The organism is Metallibacterium sp., from assembly GCF_054637675.1.
The window spans coordinates 1-26,097 of the sequence record NZ_JBTSRB010000041.1 but is presented as its reverse complement, the minus strand read 5'-3'; the positions used below and the strand labels follow the sequence as shown (position 1 = coordinate 26,097).

Here is a 26,097-nt window from a genome sequence, read left to right as displayed (position 1 = left end):
GGCAGAGAACGGTGAAGTCGACATCGGGACGTGCAAAATGGAGTGTTGCGGTGCGCCTGGCACGTGCATAACGCTCAAGTCGACGACGGGACACTTGCTGGCGACTTGTTCAGACCATCCCTAGTGCGAAGCCGATGACGTATGGGGACACACAGACAGCAATAAGCGTTTTACCCTTGATACCCGACAGCCTCTGAACCTACGCATGCGGACGTTGGTAACGATCACCTGCTCGCACTGGCGCGGCCACTGATCGACGCGTACCGCTGGCGATGGCTCGCGCATGCAGGCATCCACTCACGCGGGCGCCGATCTGTCAGGCCGATCATTACGCCTTCGCGCTCTATCTGCCCGGTGCGGAGTTGACCCTGCACGCCAGCCAGCCTGCATGCCGCCGATGACTTAGAGCTCCAGATGCTGTTCGAGGCGCTCGACCTCGTCCAGCCGCAGACCGATCTGCTGGTCCTGGATCGCGGCTACCCGAGCAACGCGCTGGCCGCCGCCTTGACCCAAACCCAGCGCCACTTCTGCTGGCGGGTGGACGCCACCGATTGGGCCTGTGTGCGCCAGTTCCTGCGCAGTGGTCAGACCGATGCCCTCGTCTCCCCGGCGCCACCGAGCGCCGCCGATACCGCGACCTACACGTTGCGCGCACGCCCACCGGCAATGCCGCTAGCCCAACGAACTTCCGGTGATGCTCAGCGGACTGTTTTGCGGCATGCATCTGAGGCTGCCGACCGGCCGTTGTGGGCCGAAACTTGCCCTTCACGTGCCCGCCACCACAGTGTCACGAACGCATGACCTCGTGTCGCTCAATCCGGTGCCGGCAATAGTGCGCGCAGGCGGTACAGCGCTTCCAGCGCGGCGCGCGGGCTGAGGCTGTCGGGATCGAGCTCGCGCAGGGCGGTGAGCAGTTCATCCACCTGCGGCGCGGGTGGTGTGGCGGGGGGCGCGGCGAACAGATCGGGTTGCGCGGGAGCCTCGCCACCGCGACGCGCGACGCGCTCCAGTTCCAGCAGCGTGCGCCGCGCCTCGGCCAGCACCGGCTTGGGGATGCCAGCCAGCGCCGCCACGGCGAGACCGTAGCTGCGGTCGGCGGGGCCGTCCTTGACCGCGTGCAGGAACACCAGTTGCTCGCCGTGTTCGACGGCATCCAGGTGCACGTTGGCGATGCCGTCCGCGGCGCTGGCCAGTTCGGTCAGCTCGAAATAATGCGTGGCGAACAGCGTGTAGCTGCGGTTGACGCGCGCCAGATGCAGCGCGCTGGCGCGCGCCAGCGCGAGGCCGTCATACGTGGACGTGCCGCGCCCGATCTCGTCCATCAGCACCAGACTGTGCGGCGTGGCGTGGTGCAGGATGTTGGCGGTTTCGCTCATCTCGACCATGAAAGTCGATTGCCCGCGCGCCAGATCATCGCCGGCGCCGATGCGGGTGAAGATGCGGTCGATGGGGCCGATGCGCGCGCTGGTCGCTGGCACATAGCTGCCGATGTGCGCCAGCAGCACGATCAGCGCGGCCTGGCGCATGTAGGTGCTCTTGCCGCCCATGTTGGGGCCGGTGATCACCAGCATGCGGCGGGCCGGGTCCAGGTGCAGGTCGTTGGGCTCGAACGGTTCGCTGCGCGCGGCTTCGACCACCGGATGCCGCCCGCGCGCGATGTGCAGGCCGGGTTCCTCGACCAGTTCCGGACAGCGCCAGTCCAGCGCCTCGGCGCGCTCGGCCAACGCCGCCAGCACGTCCAGCTCGGCCAGCGCCGCGGCGGCGGCCTGCAGCGGTGCGAGCCGCGCGTTGAGCGCATCCAGCAGTTGTTCGTACAGCGCGCGCTCGCGCATCAGCGCACGCTCGCGCGCCGAGAGCACCTTGTCCTCGAAGGATTTCAACTCGGGCGTGATGTAGCGCTCGGCGCCTTTCACCGTCTGCCGGCGCGTGTAGTGCACCGGCGCCTTGTCGGCCTGACCCTTGCTGATCTCGATGTAGTAGCCGTGCACGCGGTTGTAGGCCACGCGCAGGGTGGCGATGCCGCTGGCGGCGCGCTCGCGCGCTTCCAGCTCGGACAGGAAACGGTCGGCGTCGGTGCTGAGCAGGCGCAGTTCGTCCAGCTCGGCATCGAAGCCGGGTGCGATCACGCCGCCGTCGCGCAACAGAGCGGGCGGCTGCGCATGCAGCGCGGCTTGCAGGCGCGCGGTGGTGCTGGCGTGCTCGCCGAGCGCATCGAGCAGGCTGGCGAGCTGCGGGCTGTCCAGCGTCTGCAGCAGCGTGTGCAGCGCCGGCGCGGCCAGCAGCCCATCGCGCAGCGTGGCCAGATCGCGCGGTCGCGCCGAGCGCAGTGCCACGCGCGCGAGGATGCGCTCCAGATCGCCGATGGCGCGCAGCGCCTCGCGCAGCGGCGCATGCTGGCCGCTGTCCAGCAGTGCGCCGAGCGCCTGCTGGCGCAGTTGCAACGGCTGGCGCGCACGCAGCGGGCGCTGCAACCAGCGCCGCAGCAGGCGCCCACCCATCGGCGTGATCGTGGCATCGAGCACCCCCAGCAGGCTCGCTCCGTCGCGCGTTCGATCCAGTTCCAGATGCCGGCGCGTGGCGGCATCCAGCAGCACCGTGTCGGCCGGTGATTCCTGCGCCAGCGCGGCGAAGTGCGGCAGTTGCGTGCGCTGCGTGTCGTCGAGATAGGTCAGCAGGCAGCCGGCTGCGCCCAACGCCAGCGACAGGGCTTCGCAGCCGAACCCGGACAGATCGCGCACGCTGAAAAAGCGCAGCAACGCGTCGCGTCCACTGCTGCTGTCGAAATGCCAGGGCGGGCGCTGGCGCAGCCCCGCTGCCTCGACGCGCGCCTCGGCGGGCAGGGGAAAATCCTCGGGCAGCAGAATCTCGGCCGGTTGCAGGCGCGCCAGCTCGGCGGCCAGCGCCTGCGCGTCGGCGACTTCGTTGACGCGCAATCGGCCGGCGGCGACATCGGCCCAGGCCAGCCCGAAACCCGACTTGCCCGGCGCGATGGCCAGCAGCAGCGTGTCGCGGCGCTGGTCCAGCAAAGCCTCGTCGCTGACCGTGCCAGGAGTGACCACGCGCACCACCTTGCGCTCGACCAGACCCTTGGCCAGCGCCGGATCGCCGATCTGCTCGCAGATCGCCACCGATTCGCCCTGACGCAGCAGCTTGGCCAGATAGCCCTCGAGCGCATGCACCGGCACGCCGGCCATGGGGATCGGCGCGCCGGCCGACTGCCCGCGCTGGGTCAGGGTGATGTCGAGCAGGCGCGCGGCCTTGCGCGCGTCGTCGTGGAACAGCTCGTAAAAATCGCCCATGCGGAACAGCAGCAGCACGTCCGGGTACGCGGCCTTGGCGGTCAGGTACTGACGCATCAGCGGGGTGTGGCGCTGGAGTTCATCCGCGGTCATTGCAGCGCGCAGGGCTGGGAGTGATCGCGCAGTTTCGCATGCCGGCACGCTGCGCCGACATGCGCGTATTGCTTAGCGCATCGCGCGGCCTGCACCGCCGCCGCCGTTGCCACCGCGGCCACCGCGTTTGCGGCGATGGGGCGCTGCGGCCGCGGGCGCCGCGAGATGTGACGCATGCTTGCCGTGGCTGGCGTGATTGGCTTGATTGCCGCGCGCGTGGCCGGGCTGCGCGTGACGCCGCGTCGGCACGGGCGCGCTGGGTTCGGCGCGCGCCGGGGTTTCGAAGCCGGGGATCAGCACGCGTTCGATACCGCGCCCGATCAGGCGCTCGATGTCGCGCAGATAGCCCATTTCCTCGCTGCACACCAGCGACACGGCGCGTCCGGTCGAGCCAGCACGGCCTGTGCGGCCGATACGGTGCACGTAATCCTCGGGCACGTTGGGCAGTTCATAGTTGACCACCACCGGCAGTTCGCTGATGTCGATGCCGCGCGCGGCGATATCGGTGGCGACCAGCACTTGCAACTTGCCGGTCTTGAAATCGCCCAGCGCCTTGGTACGCGCGTTCTGGCTCTTGTTGCCGTGGATCGCCAGCGTCTGGATGCCGGAGGCTTCGAGCTGCGTGACCAGGCGGTTGGCGCCGTGCTTGGTGCGCGTGAACACCAGCGCCTGCATCCAGCGCTGGTCATTGATCAACTGCACCAGCAGATCGCGTTTGCGCGATTGCGGCACTGGATGCATGGTGTGACTCACGGTCGCGGCGGTGGCGTTGCGCGGCGCGACATCGATGCGCTGCGGGTTTTTCAGCAGCTTGTCGGTGAGCGCGCGGATGGCATCGGAGAACGTCGCCGAGAACAGCAGCGTCTGCCGCGCCTTGGGCAGCACCGCGAAGATCTTCTTCATGTCGTGGATGAAGCCCATGTCGAGCATGCGATCGGCTTCATCGAGCACCAGGATTTCGATCGCGGACAGATCGAGACTGCGCCGCCCGAGGTGATCGAGCAAGCGCCCCGGCGTGGCCACCACGATGTCCACGCCGCGCGTCAGCGCGTCGAGCTGCGGCTGCATGCCGACGCCGCCGAACATGGCCATGGCGCGGATCGCGGTGTGCGTGCCGTAGCGGCGCACGCTGTCGGCAACCTGCGCGGCCAGTTCGCGCGTGGGGGTGAGCACCAGCACGCGTGGCAGCACGCGGCCGTTGGCGCGGCGTGGGGCTTCCGTGCCCTGCAGGCGCTGCAGGATGGGCAAGGTGAATGCAGCGGTCTTGCCGGTGCCGGTTTGCGCGGCGGCCAGCAGATCGCCGCCAGCCAGCACCACCGGAATGGCCTGCGCCTGGATCGGCGTGGGCACGGTGTAGCCGGATTCGCGCACGGCGCGCGCCAGGGCTTCGGTGAGCCCGAATTGTTCAAACGTCATGGATTGATGCCTTCGTCGCCCGCACAGGCGGGCATGGGTCCGCGGCCGTCGCACAAGGCAACTCCAGTCCGCAGCGGAGGCGAGTCGGCGTGGCCGACACGGGGAGATCAGAATGAGCGCGAATCGAAGACTGGAACACCGATTCGGCCCGCGCAGCATAGCAGGGCTGCGCCGCAATCGGCAGTGCGCTCTGTTCAGCGGCGCGTCCGCGGAGTAGAAAGCTCGCTTTTTGGCAGGAGTCGCGCATGGGCACCGTGCTTGCCGTTCCGGATGATGCGCAATTGCAGCGTTCCGCCGCGGCCGTGGCCGAACTGCTGCAGGCGCGCGGCCAGATGCTGGTCACCGCTGAGTCCTGCACCGGCGGCTGGGTCGCCAAGACGCTGACCGATCTGGCCGGCAGCTCGGCGTGGTTCGAGGCCGGCGTGGTGGCCTATAGCTACGAGGCCAAGGAGGCGCTGCTGGGGGTCAACCCGCGCACCTTGGAGCGCACTGGCGCGGTCAGCCAGGAAACGGTGATGGAGATGGTTTCCGGCGCGTTGGCGCGCTTTGGTGCCGGCGTGGCGGTGGCGGTCACCGGCATCGCCGGCCCCAGCGGCGGCACCCCCAACAAACCCGTGGGCACGGTGTGGATCGGCTGGAAGCGGCGCGGCGGCTACGCCCACGCGCAGATGTTCCAGTTTGCCGGTGACCGCGAGGCGGTGCGTCGCCAGACCGTGGCCGAAGCCCTCGCCGGGATTCGGAAAATCCTGACATAAGCGCGCGCGCATGGCCGGCAGCACATTACGCCCGGCGTGGGATAATCGACTCGTCGCAGTCGCTGAGACGACGACCCGGCAAGCTCGCTCCACCCCAACCGCAGAGGCCATCCCGATGGACGACAACAAGCGCCGCGCGCTCGCATCCGCGCTCAGCCAGATCGAAAAACAGTTCGGCAAGGGCGCGGTCATGCGCATGGGCGACCGCACCGACGACGTCATCGAGGCGGTGTCCACCGGCTCGCTGGGGCTGGACGTCGCGCTGGGCATCGGCGGCCTGCCGCGTGGCCGCGTGGTCGAGATCTACGGTCCCGAGTCCTCGGGCAAGACCACGCTGACCCTGCAGGTGATCGCCAACGTGCAGCGCGGCGGCGGCACCGCGGCCTTCGTCGATGCCGAGCACGCGCTCGATCCCAGTTATGCCGAAAAGCTGGGCGTCAATGTCGACGATCTGCTGGTCAGCCAGCCCGACACCGGCGAGCAGGCGCTGGAAATCGCTGACATGCTGGTGCGTTCCAACGCGGTCGATATCGTGGTGATCGATTCGGTCGCCGCGCTCACGCCCAAGGCCGAAATCGAAGGCGAGATGGGCGATTCGCACGTCGGCCTGCACGCGCGTCTGATGAGCCAGGCGCTGCGCAAACTCACCGCCAACATCAAGCGTTCCAATTGCCTGGTGATCTTCATCAACCAGATCCGCATGAAGATCGGGGTGATGTTCGGCAGCCCCGAGACCACCACCGGCGGCAACGCGCTGAAGTTCTACGCCTCGGTGCGCCTGGATATCCGTCGCATCGGCGCGGTCAAACGCGGCGAGGAGGTGATCGGTTCGGAGACGCGCGTCAAGGTGGTCAAGAACAAGGTCGCGCCGCCGTTCCGCCAGGCCGAGTTTGAGATCCTCTACGGCGAGGGCATCTCGCGCGCCGGCGAAATCATCGAGATGGGCGTCACCGCCAACCTCATCGACAAGTCCGGCGCCTGGTACAGCTACAAGGGCGAGCGCATCGGTCAGGGCAAGGACAACGTGCGCCTGTATCTCAAGGAGCACCCGGAGATCGCCGCCGAACTCGAGGCCGAGCTGCGCGTGCGCCTGCTGCCGCAGCCTGCCGCCAAGGGCAACGCCGAGACCGCCGAGGCTTGATCCGTCCTGCTGCACCCGGTCTTGTGACCGGGCGCGGCGCGGGCGTTGCCATGCCGCCGATGCGCAAGAAAACCACCGCGACACCGCGCAGCGCCTACCAGCGCGGCATCGATCTGCTGGCGCGGCGCGAGTATTCGCAGCGCGAGCTGCGCCAGCGCCTCGCCGCGCGCGGCCACGATTCCGCCGAAGCCGAAGCCGCGCTCGATGCGCTCAGCGCGCAAAACTATCAATCGGATGCGCGCTATGCCGAGATGCTCGCGCGTGGTCGTGCCATGCAGGGTTATGGCCCGCGCCGCATTCGCATGGAGCTGGCCGCGCAGGGCATCGCGCGCCAGCGTGCGCAGGCGGCGCTGGACAGTCTGAATCAGGATTGGGCGCAATCCGCCAGCGATCTGCTGCGACGTCGCTACGGCGCCAGCCTGCACACGCCGGATGGCCGCGCGCGCGCCGCGCAGTTCCTGCTGCGGCGCGGATTCGATGCGGCCACGGTAAGATCGGTGACCCGCACCGAACTCGACGAGGCGGCCGCAGGCGACGATTGATTCCCGCGCGCCGGGCCGCATACTCGGGGCGTGCCCCAGAGCCCACTTGCCGCGCATGAAAACCGCCGAAATCCGCAGCCGTTTCCTCGAGTTCTTCCGCGCGCGCGGGCACAGCATCGTGCCCTCCGCCACGCTGGTGCCGGGCAACGATCCGACCCTGCTGTTCACCAACTCGGGCATGGTGCAGTTCAAGAACGTGTTCCTGGGCAGCGAGAAGCCCGGCTACGTGCGCGCCGCGGACGTGCAGCGTTGTCTGCGCGCCGGCGGCAAGCACAACGATCTGGATGCGGTGGGCTACACCGCGCGTCACCACACCTTCTTCGAGATGCTGGGCAACTGGTCGTTCGGCGACTACTTCAAGAAGGAAGCCATCGCCTGGGCCTGGGAATTGCTCACCCGCGAATTCGGTCTGCCGCCGGAGCGTCTGTGGGTGACCGTCTATCACAACGACGACGAGGCTTACGCGATCTGGCACCAGCAGATCGGCATGCCGGCCGCGCGCATCGTGCGCATCGGCGACAACAAGGGCGCGCCCTACGCCTCGGACAACTTCTGGCAGATGGCCGACACCGGTCCCTGCGGGCCCTGCACCGAGATCTTCTACGACCACGGCCCCGGCGTGGCCGGCGGCCCGCCCGGCTCGCCCGATGAAGACGGCGACCGCTACATCGAAATCTGGAACCTGGTGTTCATGCAATTCGACCGCCAGCCCGACGGCATGCTGGCGCCGCTGCCGGCGCCGTGCGTGGACACCGGCATGGGACTGGAGCGCCTGGCCGCGGTGCTGCAGCACAAGCACTCCAATTATGAGATCGACCTGTTCCAGCACCTGATTCGCGTCGCGTCCGAGCTGACCGCCACGCCGGATATCGAGAACAAATCGTTGCGCGTTATCGCCGACCACATCCGCGCCTGCGCGTTTCTGATTGTCGATGGCGTGTTGCCGTCCAACGAGGGCCGCGGCTACGTGCTGCGCCGGATCATCCGCCGCGCCCTGCGTCACGGCTGGATGCTCGGCGTGCGCGGTGATTTCTTCTGCAAGATGGTGGCGCCGCTGGTGGCGGAAATGGGCGCGGCCTATCCCGAACTGGCGCAGCAGCAAGCCGCGGTCGAACAGGCACTGCGCGCCGAGGAACAGCGCTTCGGCGAAACGCTGGAGCACGGCATGAAGGTGTTCGAGGAGGTCGCCGCGCGCGCGCAAAGCGGCCAGATCGCCGGCAGCGATGCATTTCGTCTTTACGACACCTACGGCTTTCCGGTGGACCTCACCGCCGACATCGCGCGCGAGCGTGGCTTGACGGTCGACATGGCCGGTTTCGAGCAGGCCATGAACGCGCAGCGCGAACGCGCGCGCGCCGCCAGCCAGTTCGAGGCCAAGGGGCAGCTTCCGGCCGAGTTGGTCAGCACGCTGGCGCCGACGGTTTTCATCGGCTACGAGACACTGGAAGCGACGGCTTGTCGCGTGGTCGGCATCGTGCGCGCGGGCGTGGCGCTGGCGCAGCTCGCGTCGGGCGAAGCCGCCACGGTGATCCTCGAGCGCACGCCGTTCTACGCCGAGTCTGGTGGTCAGGTGGGCGACAGCGGCGTACTCGATAACGCGGATGGCCACTTCGCGGTCGAGCAGACGCTCAAGCTCGGCGGCAGCTTTCACGGCCATAGCGGGCACTGGCATGGGCGCGCGGCGCTGAAGCCGGGCGACAGCGTGCGTGCCGTGGTCGACGCCGCACGGCGCCAGGCCATCGTGCTCAATCATTCCGCCACGCATCTGCTGCACGCCGCGCTGCGCGCGGTGCTGGGCACGCACGTGCAGCAGAAAGGCTCGCTGGTGGCGCCGGAGCGTCTGCGCTTTGATTACTCGCACACCGCGCCGCTGAACGCCGCGCAGCGCGCCGAGATCGAAACCCGCGTCAACGCCGCGATCCGTGCCAACCACGCCGCCGAAGTTCGCCACATGGCCTACCAGCAGGCGCTGGATTCTGGCGCCATCGCCTTGTTCGGCGAGAAATACGGCGACGAGGTGCGCGTGCTGCGCTTGGGCGAGGCGTCCACCGAGCTGTGTGGCGGCACGCACGTGGCGCGCACCGGCGACATCGGTATGTTCAAGATCGTCGCCGAAACCGGCGTGGCCGCCGGCGTGCGCCGCATCGAGGCATTGACCGGCGCCGCGGCGCTGGCCTGGATCGAACAGGAAGAGCAGCGACTGGATGCCGTAGCGCGCCTGCTGGGCAGCGCGCAGGGCGAGGTGACCGCACGCCTCGAAGCATTGCTGGAACGCCAGCGCAAGCTGGAGCACGAGATTGATTCGCTCAAGGCCAAGGCCACCGGTGCCGCGATCGAGGATTTGCTGGCGCAGGCGCAAACCATCGCAGGCATCCGCGTGCTCGCCGCGCGCATCGACGGGCTTGACGCCAAGGGCTTGCGCGAGGCGCTCGACCGGCTCAAGCAGTCGCTGGGCGACTGCGCGGTGCTGTTGGCCTCCACTGCCGGGGGCAAAGCCAGCCTCGTGGCCGGCGTGCAGGGCGCGGCGCAGGCGCGGCTCAAGGCCGGCGATCTGGTGGCGCACGTCGCGCGCCAGATCGGCGGCAAGGGCGGTGGACGCGTGGATATGGCGCAGGGCGGTGGCAATGCCGGCCCTGAACTGGATCGAGCGTTGAGCGGTGTGGCCGCGTGGGTCGGCGCGCAACTTGCCCCCGGCACCTGAGCTGCAAGCAGTGTCAGTGCGATGCACCCCTTTCACACCGCGTATCCGCGCGTTGCCCCGACGCGGAATCGTCAGCTAGTATGCATCGACGCGCGTGGAGGTTGCCTTGCGGGGACGCGCGTCAAAACCAGCAGCGGCACGTATCAGTGACCGCACGAGATGTTTGTGGACGAGGCCTGGGTGAGGGTGGAGTCCACAGCATCGACGATAAATTGGAGCCCTAACATGTTGATACTGACCCGCCGGGTCGGCGAAACCCTGATGATCGGTGACGAAGTGACCGTCACCGTGCTCGGGGTCAAAGGCAATCAGGTGCGCTTGGGCATCAATGCCCCCAAGACCATCGCGGTGCACCGCGAGGAAATCTACCAGCGCATCAAGGCCGAGCAGGCCGAGGGTTTGGAGCCCAAGAGCGAGTAAGCGAGCACGCATCAAGGGTTTCGCGCGCAGCGGCAAACCGTTATCCTTGCGTGCTTGACCGATGCGATGCCCGCGTGCTCGGCAGGCCAACGCGACGTGGAGAGATGCCCGAGAGGCCGAAGGGGCTCCCCTGCTAAGGGAGTATAGGGTCAAAAGCTCTATCGAGGGTTCGAATCCCTCTCTCTCCGCCATGTCAAGAAGCCCTGATTATTCAGGGCTTTTTGCTTGATAACTCAGGTCGATTCGGAGCGGTTTGCATCGCGGCTCGAGTCAGAAGCGGCTTGCCAAACCGGCAAAGGTGGCGCGGCTCCACCGCGACCGTTTGCTTGCAAACCGCGGCGCGGCAGGGCGCCCGGTTTCGCAAATCGATTTCAGAGCGGAGCATGCTTCAGGAACTGCGGATCGCGACGCGCGTGCGTGGCCTGCTCGAAGCCGTAGGCGATCTCGATTAGCGTCGGCTCGCTCCACTTGGCGCCGAAGAAGCTCACCCCGAGCGGCAGGCCGTGCACAAAGCCGGCTGGCACGGTGATGTCCGGATAACCCGCCACCGCGGCCGGGCTGGAGCTGGATACCCCGCCGCGATCGCCGTTGACCAGATCGATCACCCACGCCGGGCTGTTGCTGGGCGCCATCAGCGCGTCCAGATGATCCTTTTTCAGCGCGGCATCGATGCCTTCGGGGCCGGACAGGCGCTTGGCCGCGGCCAGCGCCTTGAGGTACCGCGGATCGGTGAGTGGGCCGCGCGCCTCGGACTCGATCATCAGGCTCTGCCCGAACCAGGGCATCTCCTGCGCGGCGTGGGCCTTGTTGAAGGCGATCACATCGGCCAGGGTTTTCACCGGAATGCCATGGCGCGTGGCCAGATACGCGTTCAGATCGGCCTTGAACTCGTAGGACAGCGTCAGATTTTCGTCCTTGCCGTAATCATCGACATGGGGAATAACGACCGGGTCGATCACGATCGCACCGGCCTTGCGCAGCGCGGCCACGGCCGCATCCAGCACGCGCAGCACGGCGGGATTGCCGTCGGCGAAGGCGCGCACCACGCCGATGCGCTTGCCCTTGAGTCCATCGGCTTGCAGAAACTTCGTGTAATCGACCTTGTGCAGATTCGCATTCCGCGTGGCCGGGTCGGCGGGATCGCTGCCGGCCATGACGGTGAGCAGCGCGGCGGCGTCGGCGACGTCGCGCGCCATCGGCCCGGCGGTGTCCTGGCTGTGCGCGATGGGCACGATGCCGGTGCGCGAGATCAGGCCCAGCGTGGGTTTGATCGCGACGATGCCGTTCATCGAGCCAGGGCAGATCAGCGAACCATCGGTCTCGGTGCCGACGGCAACCGTGGTCAGCCCCGCCGATACCGCCACCGCCGATCCCGAGCTGGAGCCGCAGGCGGTGCGATCCAGCACGTAGGGATTGCGCGTGAGTCCGCCGCGCCCGCTCCAGCCCGAGCTGGAATGGTTGGAGCGGTAGTTGGCCCACTCGCTGAGATTGGTCTTGCCCAGGATCACCGCGCCGGCCGCGCGCAGGCGCGCCACCAGCGGCGCATCGGTGGCCGCGGGCGCGCCGACCAGCGCCAGCGAGCCGGCCGTGGTCATCATCTTGTCGCCGGTGTCGATGTTGTCCTTGAGCAGCACCGGGATGCCGGCCAGCGATCCCAGCGGCTTGCCGGCGCGACGTTCGGCGTCGATGCGTCGCGCCTCGCGCAGCGCGTCGGGGTTCAACTCGATGATGCTGTTGAGCTTGGGTCCGGCGCGGTCGATGGCGGCGATGCGCTTGAGGAACATCCGCGTGAGCTGCACCGAACTCAGCGTGCCGGCGCGCATGCGCGCTTCGATCCGGGCGATGCTGGCGTCATACAACGGCGTGGCGCGCTGCGGCGATTTTTCGGCGCTCTGCGCCGCGGCGAACGGCATCAGGGCCAACAGGGTGAGCGGCAGTGAAACGAGTTTGTGGCGCATGAGAGCCCCTCCGGAAGAAGCTCCGATCATGCCACCGCCGCGCGCACCGCGCGCGCATCAGCGCAGCGCACGGAAGTCCTGCGCCAGCGCCTGCCATGGCGCCACATTCCAGAAGCGCCGCGCCTGCCCGGAAGGCGAGGGCAGCACCCACAGCGCGGTGCTGCCCCAGGTCTCGGTTTGCGCGCCGTAATCGACGGCGTGACCGAGCGCGGCCCGCGCGGCATTCTTGCTGGTGAAGGCCAGCAGGCGTGGCGCGTGGCGCGCGATCTTGCGCTTGAGCGCGCGCGCATCGAAGGCATCGCGCGGCAGTTCGTCGTCATTGCCGCTGTGGTGCTTGGCCAGATCGGTCAAGCCGATGCCGAACTCGGGCAGACGCCGGAATTCTCCAGCGGCCAATGGTTCCGGAATCAGCCCCGTCGCCGCCAGCGTGCGCCAGAAATAATTGCCCGGATTGGCGTAGTACGCGCCCGCGGCGGCCGAGGCGCGGCTGGGCGCGGTGCCGCAGAACACCATGCCGAGGCGCGGACGCAGCACATCGGGCAACACGTGCGGGCGGGGATGGGATTGCACCTTCGTATCCTCGCAGGCTTGAAACTTGAAAGACGCCATCATGACTTTTCCACATGGCCGGATCTTTTCGCCCGTGGCGCACCACTTGCTCGATGGGTGCGACGTGGCATCCATGCCGCGCAAGGCAGCTCGACAAGATTTTCGAGATGTTTCCGCGAACTTGTTGCGCCGCTCCACGGTCGAATCACCAGGCACTTTCGATTCCGAGGGGAATATTTCATGTCCATACTCGCCCCACGCGCGCCGCGCCGCGCCGCGCTGCTGCTGATTCTGCTCGCATCCGTGTTGCCGCTGGCGGCCGCGGCTGCCGCCAGCGCGCTGCCGACCACGCTGATGCCGCAACTGCACTGGCGCCTGCTCGGCCCGTTCCGCGGCGGCTGGGCGACGATGGGCGTGGGTATTCCGACGCAGCCCGACGTGTACTACATCGGCACCGCCGGTGGCGGCGTCTGGCGCACAGAAGATGCCGGGCGTACCTGGCGGCCGTTGAGCAACCACATCGGCGCGGCCTCGATCGGCGCCATCGCCCTCGCGCCATCGAATCCGCAGGTGATTTATGCGGGCAGCGGCCAGGTGGCGCCGCGCTACGACATCGCCGCGGGTGACGGCATGTACCGCTCGGATGATGGCGGGCAGCAGTGGACGCACATCGGCCTGGCCGCCACGCGCCATATCGGCGCGATCTGGGTCGCGCCCAAGAATCCCGACGAGGTCGTGGTCGCGGCACTGGGCAAGGTGTTCGGCCCCAGCAACGCGCGCGGCATTTACCGCAGCAGCGACGGCGGCAAGACCTGGCAACACGTGCTGTTCGTCAACGACAGCACCGGCGGCGTGGATCTGGCCGCCGATCCGGCGCATCCCGACACGCTGTACGCGGCGCTGTGGAGCATCCGCAACTACCCGTGGCTGAGCTATTTCAAGCCCATCGTCGGCACGGGCAGCGCGATTTATGTCTCGCACGACGCCGGCCTGCACTGGCACAAGCTGGGCGGGCAGGGCTGGCCCACGGCGCCGCTGGGGCGCATCGGCCTGGCGGTGACCGACACCGCGGCCGGCACGCGCATCTATGCCACGATCGATGGCGGCAACGACGCCGCGGCCACCGGCTTGTGGCGCTCGGACGACGGTGGCGCGCACTGGCGGCGGGTGAACGCGCACACGCAGGCGGCCAACTGGTACTTCAGCCGGCTCACGGTGATGCCGGGTCAGCCCGATACCGTGTTCACTACCGGCCAATCGGTGCGCGAATCGACCGATGGCGGCAAGACCTTCCACGTCGTCAAGGGCTCGCCCGGTGGCGATGATTACCACTACGTGTGGATCAATCCGCTGCATCCCGATGACCGCATCGTGGCCAGCGATCAGGGCGCGGTGGTCACGCTGGATGGCGGCAAGACCTGGTCGAGCTGGTACAACCAGCCGACCGGGCAGTTCTATCACCTGGCCGCGGACAATCGCTTTCCGTACTGGATTTATTCCGGGCAGCAGGACAGCGGCACCGTGGCCATCGCCAGCGCCAGCGACTACGGCGCGCTCAGCTTCCGCGACTGGCATCCGGTGGGTGGTGACGAGCGCGATTACGACGTGCCGTATCCGCCCGATCCGCACATCGTGTTCGGCACCGGTCTGGGTGGGCGCGTGTCGCGCTGGGACGGGCGCACCGGGCAGGTGCAGAACGTCTCGCCGTGGCCGGTGATGAGCTACGGCGCGCGCCCGGGCACGGTGAAGTATCGCTATACGTGGATCACGCCGCTGGCCATCGGCCAGCAGGCGCCGTATCCGATTTACGTGGGTGCGCAGGTGCTGTTCCGCAGCATGGATGAGGGCGCGCACTGGCAGGTGATCAGCCCCGATCTCACCGGCGCCGTGGCCGGCACCACGGGCTGCGCGCACACCGGCGCTCTGGCGCATGCACGCGCCTGCGGTTATGGCGTGATCTACAGCATCGCGCTGGCGCCTTCCGATCCGAACACGATCTGGACCGGCAGCGACTCGGGCGTGGTCGAGGTCACCCACGATGGCGGTGCGCACTGGAGCAACGTGACGCCCAGGGGCGTGCCGCTGTGGGCGCGCATCGACAGCATCGATGTCGCGGCCGGCAATCCGGACGTGGCCTATCTGGCGGTGGACGATCACCGCGATGGCAACGACACACCGTATGCCTTCCGCACCGAGGATGGCGGCAAGACATGGCAGGCGATCACGCACGGACTGCCGGCGGGTCATTACGTCACCGTGCTGCGCGCCGATCCGGTCAGGCCCGGGCTGCTGTATGCCGGCACCGATGCCGGGGTGTACGTGAGTTTCGATGATGGCGGCGCGTGGCAGCCGCTGCAGTACAACCTGCCCACCGCGTGGGTACGCGATCTGCTGGTGCACGGCAACGATCTGATCGCCGGCACGCAGGGGCGCGCGATCTGGGTGCTGGATGACATCACGCCCTTGCGCGAGGTGACCGCCGGCGTCGCGCAGCAGCCCGCGCACCTGTTCGCGCCCGCGGTCGCGGTGCGCCTGCACGCGAACAACAACAAGGACACGCCGCTGCCGCCGGAAACGCCGATCGGCCACAACCCGCCCAATGGCGCGGTCATCGATTACTGGCTGGGGGCGCACACGCAAGGCCCGGTGACGCTGAGCGTGCTGGATGCGCAAGGCCATGTGCTGCGGCGCTTCGTCAGCGACGCCCAGGCGCCGGTACTGCCTGCCGATCGTTACTTCGCCGCCGGCTGGATCAAACCCGCGCCGCGACTGCAAGCCACGCCCGGCATGCATCGCTTCGTGTGGGATCTGCGCCTGCCGCGCCCGCAGGCGATTCGTTACAGCTACAGCATCGCCGCGGTGTGGGGACGCGACACCCCGCTCGAGCCGCGCGGGCCGCGGGTACTGCCGGGGCGCTACACCGTGGAATTGCAGGCCGATGGCAGCACGCTGCGCCGTAACCTGCTGGTGACCGAGGATCCGCGCGTGCACGCCACCCCGGCCGCGCTGACGCAGTTGTTCGATTTCCAGCAGCAACTGGGCGGCGCGCTGGCGCGTTCCTATGCGGGCGCCGGACAGGTGCAGGCGTTGCAGCGTGAACTCGACGCGCTGCAGCCCAAGCTCGCCGGCCACGCCGCCGCGCAAGCCGCGTCGCGCAGCCTGCGTGATGCGCTGGCGCCGCCGCACGGCGCCGCGCTGCAAGCGCGCTACGTGCGCGCCAACGCCGAGCTGGCCGCGCTGGCCACCGATGCCAACGCCGCCGACCGCGCGCCCACCGCCGCGCAGCGCGCCGTGTACGCGCAGGCCAGTGCCGCGATCGCGGCCACGGATGCCGCATGGACGCAGGCGCAGCAAGGCCCGCTGCGGGCGCTGAACGCGGCGCTGCAATCCGCGCAACTGCAGCCACTCAGCGTGCCGTCGGCGGCATCGGTGCGTGTGACGCCCGGCCCGGAGGGCGCCGATTTGCCGTGATGCAGACTTGTGCACGCGGCGCGTGACTCCGCGCCGCGCGCGCTCACAGCAGCGGAAACAAGCGCGGCGCGATCCACGCCGTGACCACGCCGATCAGCACGGTCAGCGGCAGGCCCAGCAGCAGGAAATCGCTGAAGCGGTAGTTGCCGGCGCGCAGCACCAGCAGGCTGCCGTGGTGGCCGATCGGGGTCAGGAACGCGGCCACCGCGCCGGTGGTCACCGTCACCGCGGCGGCGGTCGGGCTGACCGCGGCCGCATCGGAAAACGCGATCGCCACCGGCACCAGCAGCGCCGCGGTGGCGGTGTCGGACAGCAACTGCGTCAGCAGCGCGGCGGCGGCGAACAGCAGCAGCAGCACCGCGAACGGCGTATAGCCTTGCGCGAAATAGCCGAGCCCCTGCGCCAGCCACGCGGCGGTGCCGCTGCGCTCCATGGCCACGCCCAGCGGAATGGCCGCGGCGATCATCAGGAACGGGCGCAGGTCGATGGCACGATAGCCCTGATCGGCCGGCACGCAGCCGCTGAGCATCATCGCCAACGCGCCGCCCATGAACGCCAGCGCCGGTGCCAGCAGGCCGCTGCCCGCGGCGATCACCGACAGCGCGAGAATGATCAGCGCGGTGCGCGCCTTGTGGCGCTGGCGCGCATCGGCCTGGAATGGGCTCAGGGTGAGAAAACCGCGGTATTCGGCAATGTTGCGGAAGCGCTCGGGCGCACCCCACAACACCAGCAGGTCGCCGGCCTGCAGTTGCGTTTGCGCCAGTTCGCCATTGAACCAGCCGTCGCGCCGCCACAGCCCCACCGCGATCACCCCGAAGCGCGCCGGAAAGTCCACCCCGGCCAGGGTCTGGCCGAGCAGCGCCGACTGCGGCGCCAGCATCGCCTGAAACAGTCGCGCCTGGCCCTGCGCGCGCGCGTTGAGGCCGCGCGGCAGCGCCTCGCCGGCCTGCGCCACGGCATGCAGCACCAGATCCGGCTGTGTCACGAAGCTGGCGATTTCCTCGGGGCTGGCCTGTACCAGCAGCACGTCGCCTTCCAGCAGCACCAGCGGCAGGAAGGGGCGCGGCAGCGACACGCCATCGCGCAGCCAGTCGGCCACCTGCAGATGCGAGCCGTACTGCGCCAGAAACTCCTCCATGGCGCGGCCCACCCAACGCGAGCCGGCCGGCAGGGTGATCTCGGTGAAGTAACGCCCCAGACCGCCCAGCGGCGTATCCGCATCCAGCCCAGTGCGGCGCGGCAGCAGCCGGCGCAGCAGCAGCATGTACAGCGTGCCCAGCGCGGTCAGCGCCAGTCCCAGCGGCAGGATCGAAAACAGCCCCAGTTGCGCCTGCCCACTCTGATGCAGCAGGCTGGAGGTGAGCAGAAAAGCCGGTGCGCCCAGCACCGTCAGCGTGGTGCCCAGCGAGGCCGCGAAGGCCATCGGCATCAACAGGCGCGAAGGCGAGAGTCCACGCGCGCGCGCCAGATGCAGCAGCACCGGCAGCATCATCGCCACCACCAGCAACTGATGCGTGAACGCGGCCACCAGCGCCACCATCGGCATCACCACCAGCAGCGTGCGCCACTCGCTGGCGCCAGCCAGCGCGCCGATCCAGCCGCCGACGCGATCGGCCAGGCCGGTGGCCGCGAGCCCCGCCGAGATCACGAACACGCTGGCGGTGATGATCGCCGCCTCGCTGGAAAACCCGGCCAGCGCCTCGCGCACCGGCAGCAGCCCGCTCAACGCCAGCGCCACGATCACCAGCAATGCGGCCAGATCGATACGCACGCGCCCGCTGACCAACAGCGCCAGCGCGCCAGCGAGGATGATCAGGAACAGAGTGATCGCGGGGGTCATGGCGGCCATGGCCGGGCGGCCCATGACTATGCGAACTCGATGGGCTGCTGGCAAGCCTGCCGCTTGGCAGGGCGTCACGGCGGCGCGCGCAGGCTTGCCCCGCCGCTGGCTAGAATCGCGCTTTCTGTGCAGGCGGAACGCGGCGATGGATCAAATCATTTTTCAGGCCTGGGGGCTGGTCATCACGCCGTGGAAGCTGATCGGCTACGGTGGCACGCTGCTGTTCACCGGGCGCTGGTTCGTGCAGATGTACACCACGCGCAAGCGCCGCCGCGTGCACATGCCGGTGGCATTCTGGTGGATGTCGATCGTCGGCAGCCTGATGACGCTGAGCTATTTCGTGTTCGGCAAGAATGATTCGGTCGGCATCCTGCAAAACGCTTTCCCGGCGTTCATCGCCAGCTACAACCTGTGGGTCGAATACCGCGCGCGGCGCCAGCACACGGATACGCCGCCGGCCGACGGTTGAATGCAAAAAACCGCAGCCCGGAAGCTGCGGTTTTGTGGATGAAGTGTGCTGTTTCAGCCCTTCGGTGGTGGTGGTGGTGGTGGTGGTGGTGGCGGCGGCCCTACCGGGCGCACGATCACCACCGGCCCCGGCGCATACCAGAACGGATCGTAGCCCCACGGCCCGCCCCAACCCATGCCCCAGAACGGATCGTTCCAGCCGTTGTTGTAATAGCCGTTGTTGTAATAGCCGCGGTTGTAGGCCACGCGCAACGGCCACAAATGCACCACGTTGGCCTGGACGCGTGGATACGGGTACTCGTAGCCGCCGACCTTGCGCGTGATCACGCCTTGCAGCATGCCGCTGACCGTGATCTCGCGGCCCTTGGCGTAAACCTCGGGATCGTAGAAGCCGCGCTTGCAGGCGACGAAGCGGCCGATCGAATCACGCATGGACTCGGGTCGCGCGTCGTTGCTGGCCAGCGGCTTGCCGAGCACGTAGAAGCAGGTGTCGGCGTGGCTGGGCTCGGTCTGGATGATCGTGCCGCCCCAGCGCACCGGGGTGCCTGAAACGCCGCCATTGCTGGCTTGCTGCGGGGTGATCTTGGCGTACTGGCCGGCCAGATCCTTGGGCACCGTGGCGCAGGATGCGAGCAGCGCGGTACCGAGGGCAACGGCAATGGGTTTCAACAGTCGCGTATTCATGATGGCCTCACGAGGTGAGTATCTCCGGCAACGCTCATTTGATCACGACTCACGGTTCAAATTCCCGCGCGCGTCGCGTCCAATCACGTACAGCTAAGCGGGATACAGGTTGCGTGCAAGCGTAACGCAGCCGCACGAATTCGGTTGACAGCTCGCGCAGCATCGCCGCGTGCGCCGCGGGCAAGTTGCTGGCGATGCGTTCCATGAATTGCGCCGGGGCCTCGCCCGGCTGGCGTCGGTGGCCGCGTCGGGCCAGGCGCCGTTCGAGGCGATCGAAGCCGCGACCCAACGCGTCGCGCGCCGCGACCGGTTCGCGCAAAGCCAGCGCCAGACCCAGCGCCAGCACCACCGCGAGCGCGCCGCCCAGCGCCAGCGCCACCGATTGCCAGCGCTGCGGATCGACGCCGAAGCGCGACAGCAGGCCGCGCTGGCGCAGCGCGTTGAAGCCGACCACGGTCTGATCCCACATCCGGTTGAGCACATCGATGCGGTCGCGCAGGCCCACCAGCCAACCGGCCTGATACCAGCGCGCGCCGGCGCCCTGCGCGGCGGCGATGGCGCCCAGGCTGATGCGGTCCGGGCGCACCGCGGCGGTCGGATCGACGCGCACCCAGCCGCGCCCGCGCAGCCGCACCTCGGCCCAGGCGTGGGCATCGGCCTGACGCACCAGCAGGTAATCGGCGACGCGGTTGGCGTAACCGCCCTGATAGCCGGCCACCACGCGCGCCGGAATGCCCGCGGCGCGCATCAGAAACACGAACGCCGAGGCGTAGTGCTCGCAGAATCCGGCGCGTGTGTCGAACAGGAAATCGTCGATCTGCTGGCGCCCCAGCGGTGGCGGCATCAGTGTGTAGCGGTAGCCGTCGTCGTGAAAGCGGCGCAGCGCGGCGGTGATGATCGCCGGCGCGTCGTCGCCGTAGCGCGCACGCCAGCGCGCGGCCAGCGCGCGCGTGCGCGGATCGTCATTCGCCGGCAGTTGCAGCGCCAGCGCGCGTTCGCGCGCGCTGAGCCGTGCCTGCAGCCGGTATGTCGTGGCCGAGTCGAGCGTGTAACGCAGGCCGTGATCGACGGGCTTGTCCGCCAGCAGCGTGCGCTCGGCGGTGAAACGCGTGCCGGTGGGCGCCTGCAGCGGCATGTCCAGCGCCGGCAGCAGGGTTTGCCGCGTGGCTTCCATGCTGATCGTGTAGCGCAGCGCTGGCCCCAGCGCCTGCACCGGTTCCAGCGGCAGATGTTGCGCGGCGCGTCCGGGTGTCCACGTGCGGCCGTCGAAATGCCACAGCACCACGGCGCGGAAATAGCGCGCGCTGCGCGGCGGAATCGGGCCGTCGAAGCCGACGCGAAAAGCCGGGCTGTCGTCGACCAGCAACTGGCCGATGGCGCCCGGCGACATGCTCGCGCTGATGCCGGTGCGCGCCTGTTGCATGCCCGGCGCGCCCCACAGCGGCGTGGCCAGGCGCGGGATCAGCACGAACGCGATCAGCGTCACCGGCAGCGCCGCGGCCAGGCGCAACGCGGCGGTTTTCAGGATCGCACGCGTGTCGCCAGCGCTGGGCTGCAACGCCAGCAAGGTCGCCAGCGCCGGCCACAGCACCGCGCACACCAGCAGCGTGTGCAGCAGCGATTGTCCGAACAGCAGCGCGCTCATCAGCGTGAATGCGGCCACGGCCACGGCGATATGCACGTCGCGGCGGGTCTCGGTTTCGGTGAGCTTGAGCACCAGCAGCCCCACCGCCAGCGCGGCGCCGGGCAGACGCCCGAACAGCGTGCCGTAGCTGGCGATCACGCCCAGCGGCAACGCCAGCACCAGCGCGTAGCGCAGTAGCGCGGGAAAGCGCCGGCCGCGGCGAAATCCGACCCAGCGCAAGAGCAGCAGCAACGCCAGCGGCGGGCTCAGCCACAGCGGCAGGTGCGCGGCGTGCAGCACCAGCGTGGCGGCCACGGTCAGGCTCAGCAGACCGAAGCTGCGCGTGTCGGGGCGCGGTGACGCGGCCCTCATGGCAGCAGCGCCAGCGCGCTCATGCAGGCGTGGTAGTGCGCGCTGCCGGCATCGGGGCCGAGGCTTTGCGCGGGCAGGTCCAACTGCCAGCGCTGGCCGCCGCGATGCGCTTCATCCACCCAGCGCGCCAGACGCATGATGCGGGTTTCGTGATCGAGCCCGCGCAGCACGCTCCATTGCAGATGCCACAACGCCTGCGCATCGGGCGGTTCGTGCAGGCGCAGCAGCAGGGTGGCGTTGCGCGCGCTGGCCTTCCAGGCGATGCGTCGCGGCGAATCGCCGGGCTGGTAGGCACGCAGCCCGGCGTAATCCTCGCCCAGCTCGTGGCTGCGCGGCGCCGGCGTGGACTCCGCGCCGGTGCCCGCTGGTGGCGGCCCGACGGCCTCGCGCGCCGGGTACACCAGCACGCGCGTATCCGGACGCAGCCAGCTCCACGCGCGAAACAGACCAAATGGCCAGGTGCTGCTGAGCTTGAGCGCCGGCAGTTCCATCCAGCCGCGGCGCTCGCTGTGCAGGCTGATCGGCAGGTTCAGCGCGGCGCCGGCCGCGACGCTGAAATCGTGCGCCGCGGCGCCGACGTGCAGACACAGGCCGGCGTGCGCGCGCCGCGGCGCGGTGAAACGCAGTTCCACGCGCAGCGCCTGTCCGGCCTCGGCATGATCGGCGCGGATCGCTTCCAGACGCAGCCCGTGCAGGGCGCGAAACGCGCCGTACATGCTTTGCGCGCAGGCCGCGCCGAGCAGACAGGTCAGCAGCAGCGCGGCGTTGTTGTTGTAGTTGAGCGCGCCCAGCAGCATGACGATGAGCATGGCGCCAAAGCCGATGCCGAAGGCCGTGGGCAACACGTAGATGCGGCGCTGGTCGAGCTCGATCGGCAGCGCCTCGCGCGGACGCTGGCGCAGCAGGCTGGGGTGACGACGCGTGACGCGCGCGCGCAGCGACGCCAGCAGGCTCATGCGCGCACGCTGACCTCGGCCAGCAGCACGCTGGCTAGCGCCGCACGCTCGGTATTGCGCTGCGGCTGCAGGCGATGCGCGGCCACCGCGATGAATACGGCCTGCACGTCCTCGGGCATCACGTAAGTGCGTCCGCCGAGCAGTGCCCATGCGCGCGCCGCGGCCAGCAGCGCCAGCCCGGCGCGCGGCGACAGGCCGACGCGAATATCGGCGTGATCGCGGCTGGCCGCCAGCAGTGCCTGCAGATAATCGAGCACGGCGGGGCTGGCGCTGACCGCGCGCACGCGCACGCGCAGCGCCAGCAGGTCGGGCGCATCGAGCACGGCCGTGGTTTCGCGCAGCAGCGCGCGACGCTCACTGCCAGTCAGCAGCGCGCGCTCGGCCATGGCGTCGGGATAGCCCAGGCTGAGTCGCATCAGAAACCGGTCCAGTTGCGAATCCGGCAGCGGGAAGGTGCCGGCCAGATCCAGCGGGTTCTGCGTGGCGATCACGGTGAACACGGAGGGCAGCGCGCGTGTTTCGCCCTCGACGCTCACCTGACCCTCGGCCATGGCCTCGAGCAGCGCGCTTTGTACCTTGGGCGTGCCACGATTGATCTCGTCGGCCAGCAGCAGCTCGGTGAACAGCGGCCCGGGATGAAATTTGAACTGGCGCTGCTCGTGCTCGTAGATGCCGACGCCGATGATGTCCGTGGGGGTCAGGTCGCTGGTGAACTGCACGCGCTGGAAGCCCAGCCCGCAGGTCGCCGCCAACGCGTGCGCCAGCGTGGTCTTGCCGACGCCGGGAATGTCTTCCAGCAGCAGATGTCCGCCGGCCAGCAGACAGGCGAAGCCGAGCCGCACGGTGTGTGATTTGCCCAGCACCAGCGCATTGACCTGCGCCAGCGCCTGCGGCAGTCGAGCGAGCGGTTCACGGTGCGGGCGCGGGCTGGAATCGGGCATGGCGGCAAACCGGATGCGATGATGACGTTTCGAGTGTAGCCGTCGCTGCGCGCGGGCTGGGTGTGCGTTGCGTGATGAGCCGCGCGCCGCGGCGCTCTCAGGGTACGTCCAGCCCCGCCGCGCGCAGCGCCGCCGCCACCGCGATCAGCGGCAGGCCGATCAGCGCCGTGGGGTCGCTGCTGTCGATGCGCTCGAACAGGGCGATGCCCAGACCTTCGCTCTTGAAGCTGCCGGCGCAGTCGTAGGGGCGCTCGCGTTCGAGGTAGCGTTCGATGCTCGCGGCATCCAGCATGCGCAACCGCGCGCGGGTCAGATCGCAGCCCTGCCAGCGCTGGCCGGATGCCACGTCGATCAGGCACCACGCGGTATGAAACCGCAGCGTGCGTCCGCTGGCGGCGGCGAGCTGGGCGCGCGCGGCGGCGTGCGTGCCGGGTTTGCCCACCGGCTGACCGTCGCGTTCGGCGAGTTGATCCGAGCCCAGCACCAGCGCATCGGGATGGCGCGCGGCCACGCTCGCGGCCTTGCTCGCGGCCAGCCGCTGCGCTTGCGCCGCCACCGGCTCGCCGGGCAGGGCGCGCTCGTCGCAATCCGGGGCGATTTGCAGAAAATCGCGGCCCAGGCGGCGCAGCAGCGCGGCGCGATAAGCCGAGGTCGAAGCGAGGATCAGGGTGCGATTCATGGGGCGGGGGAGATGCCTTGACGACTGGCGCGGGCCAGTGCGTGCTGCGCGGCGCGCAGCGCGGCGGCATCATCGCTGAGCGCGCGCGCGCTGTTGCGCCAATCGCGCAGCGCCTTGCGCAGCTCGGGCAGCGGCGCGCGCGCGGCGTGATCGCGCAGCCACAGGCGATGCGCCAGTTGCTCGCGCAGCGCGGCGGCGAACGCGGCCTCGTCGGCATGCGGCGTGGGCTGATCGGTGAGCGTGATGATTTCGGCATGCGCCGAGGCCAGTTGCGTGCGCAGCGCGCGCAACGCGGTTTCCTGCGCATCGGCCAGCGCATGCAAATCCTGCAGCAGCGCGCCGCGGCGGCGCAGCCGCAGCAGTTGCAACACGGCGCCAAGCCCGAGCAGCAAGACCGCGCCGGCGATGGCAAGCAGGATGCTGGATGACGACACGCGCGGCCTCCTCGATGAGCCGCGAGTCTGCCGCAGCCACCGGCGCGGGTAAACCCGCGCTGTGCGCCGCTGCGATCGCGCCTTGAGCGCGGCTGCCGCCCTCGCCGATAATTGCCGGCTGTGCGGGCGCATGCGTGCCCCGAGGTGTATCCCATGAGCAAGACCATCGCGGTGATCCGCGGCGACGGCATCGGCCCGGAGATCATGCAGGCCACGCTGCGTGTGCTCGACAGCTTGCGTTGCGGTCTTGACTATCGATTCGCCGAGGCCGGCATGGCAGCGCTGGAAGCGCAGGGCGAGCTGCTGCCGCAGGCGACGCTGGACGCCATCAGCGCCTGCGGCGTGGCCCTGAAGGGGCCGCTGACCACGCCCATCGGCGGCGGGTTCTCGTCGCTCAATGTCGAACTGCGCCGGCGCTTCGACCTGTATGCCAACGTGCGCCCGGCGATCAGCTTTCCCAACACCAAGGCGCGCTTCAGCGACATCAATATCCTCACCGTGCGCGAGAACACCGAGGGCGCCTACCTCAGCGAGGGCCAGACCGTGTCCGCCGACGGCGAAACCGCGCAGTCGATCATCCGCATCACGCGTCGCGGCTCGGAGCGCATCGTGCGCTACGCCTTCGAACTGGCGCGGCGCAAGGGCCGCAAGAAGATCACCGTGGTGCACAAGGCCAACATCATGAAGACCACCTCGGGCCTGTTCCTCAACGTGGCGCGCGAAATCGCCAGGGAGTACCCCGAGATCACCTGCAACGAGCTGATCGTGGACAACACCTGCATGCAGTTGGTGATGCGCCCAGAGCTGTTCGACATGATCGTGACCACCAATCTGTTCGGCGATATTTTGTCGGATCTGTGCGCGGGTCTGGTCGGTGGCCTGGGCCTGGCGCCGGGCGCCAACATCGGCAGCGGCGCGGCGATTTTCGAGGCCGTGCACGGCTCGGCGCCGGACATCGCCGGCAAGGGCATCGCCAACCCGTGCGCGTTGCTGCTGGCCGCGGCGGACATGCTCGATCATCTCGACATGGTGGCGCAGGGCACGCGCGTGCGCGCGGCGATTCGCGCGACGCTGGCGGCGGCCGACCCGCGCATGACCCCGGATCTGGGTGGCAGCGGTAGCACCGAGCGCTTCGCCGATGCGCTGATCGAACGCCTGCAGACGCGCGCGGCGGCCTGAATTCCGGCGCGCTTTGCCGATTGATTGGCGCATGGCGCGGCTTGGGGTACGCACTTGCCTGAGCGCGCGTTGCGCGTGAACGGTTGTTCTTGCGTGGCGCCTGGCAAGGTTGTCCTGTTCCGTGCCGCTGCCGCGGCGCGGGTTCCTTTCTTTACTTCGGGCATCCTGCCCTCCGCCCCTGCGGGGCCCGCTACGCGGTTCGCGCCGCTCCTGCGACGCAGTGCTCGGCAAAGAAAGGAACCAAAGAAAACCGACCCTGACAGCAGCGCCCGCTGCGCGGGTGCGCGTGTCTGCGCGGGGCGCGCCGATGGCCATCCCTGGCCTGCGGCGCGTGAGCGCGATCTCGGCCTGTGCATCCTGCACGGGCCGGATCGCCCGGCCCGCAACATCGTGTTGCGGGCGTTCGGCAGCAGTGGCTGCCTCACCCCTCGCGCTCACCCTGCGGGCTTTCCCCGCGCAGTCCCGCCGCTGCCGAAGGGGGATGAAAATCAAGTGCGCTGCAAGCGCGCTCGCTGTGCCCGCGCTGTCGCAGTTGCCTTTGACGTTGTCCTTGATTTTCATAGCGTTGGCCTGAG

20 protein-coding genes and 1 tRNA gene are annotated in these 26,097 nt (G+C 68.9%); 10 read left to right on the top strand and 11 right to left on the bottom strand.

Features of this window, described 5'->3' with window-relative positions; genetic code table 11:
- Nucleotides 1-414 precede the first annotated feature (414 nt).
- Nucleotides 415-801 carry a hypothetical protein gene (locus tag ACYDAT_RS11870; protein WP_461450311.1) on the top strand — a complete coding sequence of 129 codons (387 nt, stop codon included), beginning with the start codon at nt 415-417 and terminating at the stop codon, nt 799-801.
- 11 nt (nt 802-812) lie between these two features.
- On the opposite strand, the gene mutS is transcribed toward ACYDAT_RS11870, so the two are convergent.
- Together mutS and ACYDAT_RS11860 are read right to left on the bottom strand one after the other, a co-directional pair.
- Nucleotides 813-3,392 carry a DNA mismatch repair protein MutS gene (mutS, locus tag ACYDAT_RS11865; protein ID WP_461450309.1) on the bottom strand — a complete coding sequence of 860 codons (2,580 nt, stop codon included), beginning with the start codon at nt 3,390-3,392 and terminating at the stop codon, nt 813-815.
- Nucleotides 3,393-3,464: 72 nt separating this feature from the next.
- A complete protein-coding gene (locus ACYDAT_RS11860; RefSeq protein ID WP_461441895.1) occupies nt 3,465-4,808 on the bottom strand; it encodes a DEAD/DEAH box helicase in 1,344 nt (447 codons plus the stop codon).
- A gap of 245 nt (nt 4,809-5,053) precedes the next feature.
- Here ACYDAT_RS11860 and ACYDAT_RS11855 point away from each other — a divergent pair, with 245 nt between their 5' ends.
- From ACYDAT_RS11855 to ACYDAT_RS11830, 6 genes are all read left to right on the top strand, one after another.
- Nucleotides 5,054-5,563, top strand: coding sequence for a CinA family protein (locus tag ACYDAT_RS11855; RefSeq protein WP_461439120.1), 510 nt, complete (start codon nt 5,054-5,056; stop codon nt 5,561-5,563).
- A 115-nt stretch (nt 5,564-5,678) separates the two neighbouring features.
- Nucleotides 5,679-6,704: a recombinase RecA gene (recA, locus tag ACYDAT_RS11850; protein ID WP_461439119.1), complete on the top strand. Its 1,026-nt coding sequence runs from the start codon at nt 5,679-5,681 to the stop codon at nt 6,702-6,704.
- A 50-nt stretch (nt 6,705-6,754) separates the two neighbouring features.
- The gene (locus ACYDAT_RS11845) at nt 6,755-7,246 is read left to right on the top strand and encodes a regulatory protein RecX (RefSeq protein ID WP_461439118.1); all 492 of its coding nucleotides are present in this window, start codon (nt 6,755-6,757) and stop codon (nt 7,244-7,246) included.
- Nucleotides 7,247-7,301: 55 nt separating this feature from the next.
- The gene (gene alaS / locus ACYDAT_RS11840) at nt 7,302-9,947 is read left to right on the top strand and encodes an alanine--tRNA ligase (protein ID WP_461450307.1); all 2,646 of its coding nucleotides are present in this window, start codon (nt 7,302-7,304) and stop codon (nt 9,945-9,947) included.
- 225 nt (nt 9,948-10,172) lie between these two features.
- Nucleotides 10,173-10,367 (top strand): carbon storage regulator CsrA, encoded by a 195-nt coding sequence (gene csrA, locus ACYDAT_RS11835; protein ID WP_081129139.1) that lies wholly within the window; start codon nt 10,173-10,175, stop codon nt 10,365-10,367.
- A 98-nt stretch (nt 10,368-10,465) separates the two neighbouring features.
- Nucleotides 10,466-10,558 (top strand) — tRNA-Ser (locus ACYDAT_RS11830).
- A gap of 180 nt (nt 10,559-10,738) precedes the next feature.
- Here ACYDAT_RS11830 and ACYDAT_RS11825 read toward each other — a convergent pair.
- Complete coding sequence (locus ACYDAT_RS11825; protein ID WP_461450305.1) at nt 10,739-12,325, bottom strand: amidase; 1,587 nt, start codon at nt 12,323-12,325, stop codon at nt 10,739-10,741.
- Nucleotides 12,326-12,382: 57 nt separating this feature from the next.
- The gene (locus ACYDAT_RS11820) at nt 12,383-12,895 is read right to left on the bottom strand and encodes a mismatch-specific DNA-glycosylase (protein WP_461450303.1); all 513 of its coding nucleotides are present in this window, start codon (nt 12,893-12,895) and stop codon (nt 12,383-12,385) included.
- Between the two features lie 219 nt (nt 12,896-13,114).
- Here ACYDAT_RS11820 and ACYDAT_RS11815 point away from each other — a divergent pair, with 219 nt between their 5' ends.
- Entirely contained in the window at nt 13,115-16,345 is a 3,231-nt protein-coding gene (locus ACYDAT_RS11815) for a WD40/YVTN/BNR-like repeat-containing protein (RefSeq protein WP_461450301.1), read from the top strand.
- A 43-nt stretch (nt 16,346-16,388) separates the two neighbouring features.
- Here ACYDAT_RS11815 and ACYDAT_RS11810 read toward each other — a convergent pair whose 3' ends face one another.
- Complete coding sequence (locus ACYDAT_RS11810; RefSeq protein WP_461450299.1) at nt 16,389-18,209, bottom strand: SLC13 family permease; 1,821 nt, start codon at nt 18,207-18,209, stop codon at nt 16,389-16,391.
- A gap of 121 nt (nt 18,210-18,330) precedes the next feature.
- On the opposite strand from ACYDAT_RS11810, the gene ACYDAT_RS11805 reads away from it, so the two are divergent.
- Complete coding sequence (locus ACYDAT_RS11805) at nt 18,331-18,654, top strand: lipid-A-disaccharide synthase N-terminal domain-containing protein (RefSeq protein ID WP_461439112.1); 324 nt, start codon at nt 18,331-18,333, stop codon at nt 18,652-18,654.
- Between the two features lie 53 nt (nt 18,655-18,707).
- On the opposite strand, the gene ACYDAT_RS11800 is transcribed toward ACYDAT_RS11805, so the two are convergent.
- From ACYDAT_RS11800 to ACYDAT_RS11775, 6 genes are all read right to left on the bottom strand, one after another.
- Entirely contained in the window at nt 18,708-19,337 is a 630-nt protein-coding gene (locus tag ACYDAT_RS11800) for a Slp family lipoprotein (RefSeq protein ID WP_461450297.1), read from the bottom strand.
- Nucleotides 19,338-19,386: 49 nt separating this feature from the next.
- Nucleotides 19,387-21,333 (bottom strand): transglutaminase family protein, encoded by a 1,947-nt coding sequence (locus ACYDAT_RS11795; protein WP_461450295.1) that lies wholly within the window; start codon nt 21,331-21,333, stop codon nt 19,387-19,389.
- Nucleotides 21,330-22,289 (bottom strand): DUF58 domain-containing protein, encoded by a 960-nt coding sequence (locus ACYDAT_RS11790; protein WP_461441903.1) that lies wholly within the window; start codon nt 22,287-22,289, stop codon nt 21,330-21,332. The genes ACYDAT_RS11795 and ACYDAT_RS11790 overlap by 4 nt, the downstream gene beginning before the upstream one ends.
- On the bottom strand, nt 22,286-23,230 hold the full coding sequence (locus tag ACYDAT_RS11785; protein ID WP_461450293.1) for an AAA family ATPase: 945 nt from the start codon (nt 23,228-23,230) through the stop codon (nt 22,286-22,288). Before ACYDAT_RS11785 ends, ACYDAT_RS11790 begins: the two co-directional genes overlap by 4 nt.
- A gap of 97 nt (nt 23,231-23,327) precedes the next feature.
- Nucleotides 23,328-23,909 (bottom strand): Maf family protein, encoded by a 582-nt coding sequence (locus tag ACYDAT_RS11780; protein WP_461450291.1) that lies wholly within the window; start codon nt 23,907-23,909, stop codon nt 23,328-23,330.
- Complete coding sequence (locus ACYDAT_RS11775) at nt 23,906-24,343, bottom strand: hypothetical protein (RefSeq protein ID WP_461439106.1); 438 nt, start codon at nt 24,341-24,343, stop codon at nt 23,906-23,908. Before ACYDAT_RS11775 ends, ACYDAT_RS11780 begins: the two co-directional genes overlap by 4 nt.
- Nucleotides 24,344-24,496: 153 nt before the next feature.
- On the opposite strand from ACYDAT_RS11775, the gene ACYDAT_RS11770 reads away from it, so the two are divergent.
- Nucleotides 24,497-25,522, top strand: coding sequence for an isocitrate dehydrogenase (locus tag ACYDAT_RS11770; protein WP_461450289.1), 1,026 nt, complete (start codon nt 24,497-24,499; stop codon nt 25,520-25,522).
- Nucleotides 25,523-26,097: the final 575 nt, after the last annotated feature.

Bases quoted from the DNA above. Each gene is read 5' to 3' on its own strand.
- ACYDAT_RS11785 (WP_461450293.1), bottom strand. From the start codon at position 23,230: ATGCCCGATTCCAGCCCGCGCCCGCACCGTGAACCGCTCGCTCGACTG.
- ACYDAT_RS11825 (WP_461450305.1), bottom strand. From the start codon at position 12,325: ATGCGCCACAAACTCGTTTCACTGCCGCTCACCCTGTTGGCCCTGATG.
- recA (WP_461439119.1), top strand. From the start codon at position 5,679: ATGGACGACAACAAGCGCCGCGCGCTCGCATCCGCGCTCAGCCAGATC.
- ACYDAT_RS11795 (WP_461450295.1), bottom strand. From the start codon at position 21,333: ATGAGGGCCGCGTCACCGCGCCCCGACACGCGCAGCTTCGGTCTGCTG.
- ACYDAT_RS11855 (WP_461439120.1), top strand. From the start codon at position 5,054: ATGGGCACCGTGCTTGCCGTTCCGGATGATGCGCAATTGCAGCGTTCC.
- ACYDAT_RS11845 (WP_461439118.1), top strand. From the start codon at position 6,755: ATGCCGCCGATGCGCAAGAAAACCACCGCGACACCGCGCAGCGCCTAC.
- ACYDAT_RS11810 (WP_461450299.1), bottom strand. From the start codon at position 18,209: ATGGGCCGCCCGGCCATGGCCGCCATGACCCCCGCGATCACTCTGTTC.
- ACYDAT_RS11870 (WP_461450311.1), top strand. From the start codon at position 415: ATGCTGTTCGAGGCGCTCGACCTCGTCCAGCCGCAGACCGATCTGCTG.
- ACYDAT_RS11770 (WP_461450289.1), top strand. From the start codon at position 24,497: ATGAGCAAGACCATCGCGGTGATCCGCGGCGACGGCATCGGCCCGGAG.
- ACYDAT_RS11800 (WP_461450297.1), bottom strand. From the start codon at position 19,337: ATGAATACGCGACTGTTGAAACCCATTGCCGTTGCCCTCGGTACCGCG.
- mutS (WP_461450309.1), bottom strand. From the start codon at position 3,392: ATGACCGCGGATGAACTCCAGCGCCACACCCCGCTGATGCGTCAGTAC.
- ACYDAT_RS11790 (WP_461441903.1), bottom strand. From the start codon at position 22,289: ATGAGCCTGCTGGCGTCGCTGCGCGCGCGCGTCACGCGTCGTCACCCC.
- csrA (WP_081129139.1), top strand. From the start codon at position 10,173: ATGTTGATACTGACCCGCCGGGTCGGCGAAACCCTGATGATCGGTGAC.
- ACYDAT_RS11860 (WP_461441895.1), bottom strand. From the start codon at position 4,808: ATGACGTTTGAACAATTCGGGCTCACCGAAGCCCTGGCGCGCGCCGTG.
- alaS (WP_461450307.1), top strand. From the start codon at position 7,302: ATGAAAACCGCCGAAATCCGCAGCCGTTTCCTCGAGTTCTTCCGCGCG.
- ACYDAT_RS11815 (WP_461450301.1), top strand. From the start codon at position 13,115: ATGTCCATACTCGCCCCACGCGCGCCGCGCCGCGCCGCGCTGCTGCTG.
- ACYDAT_RS11780 (WP_461450291.1), bottom strand. From the start codon at position 23,909: ATGAATCGCACCCTGATCCTCGCTTCGACCTCGGCTTATCGCGCCGCG.
- ACYDAT_RS11805 (WP_461439112.1), top strand. From the start codon at position 18,331: ATGGATCAAATCATTTTTCAGGCCTGGGGGCTGGTCATCACGCCGTGG.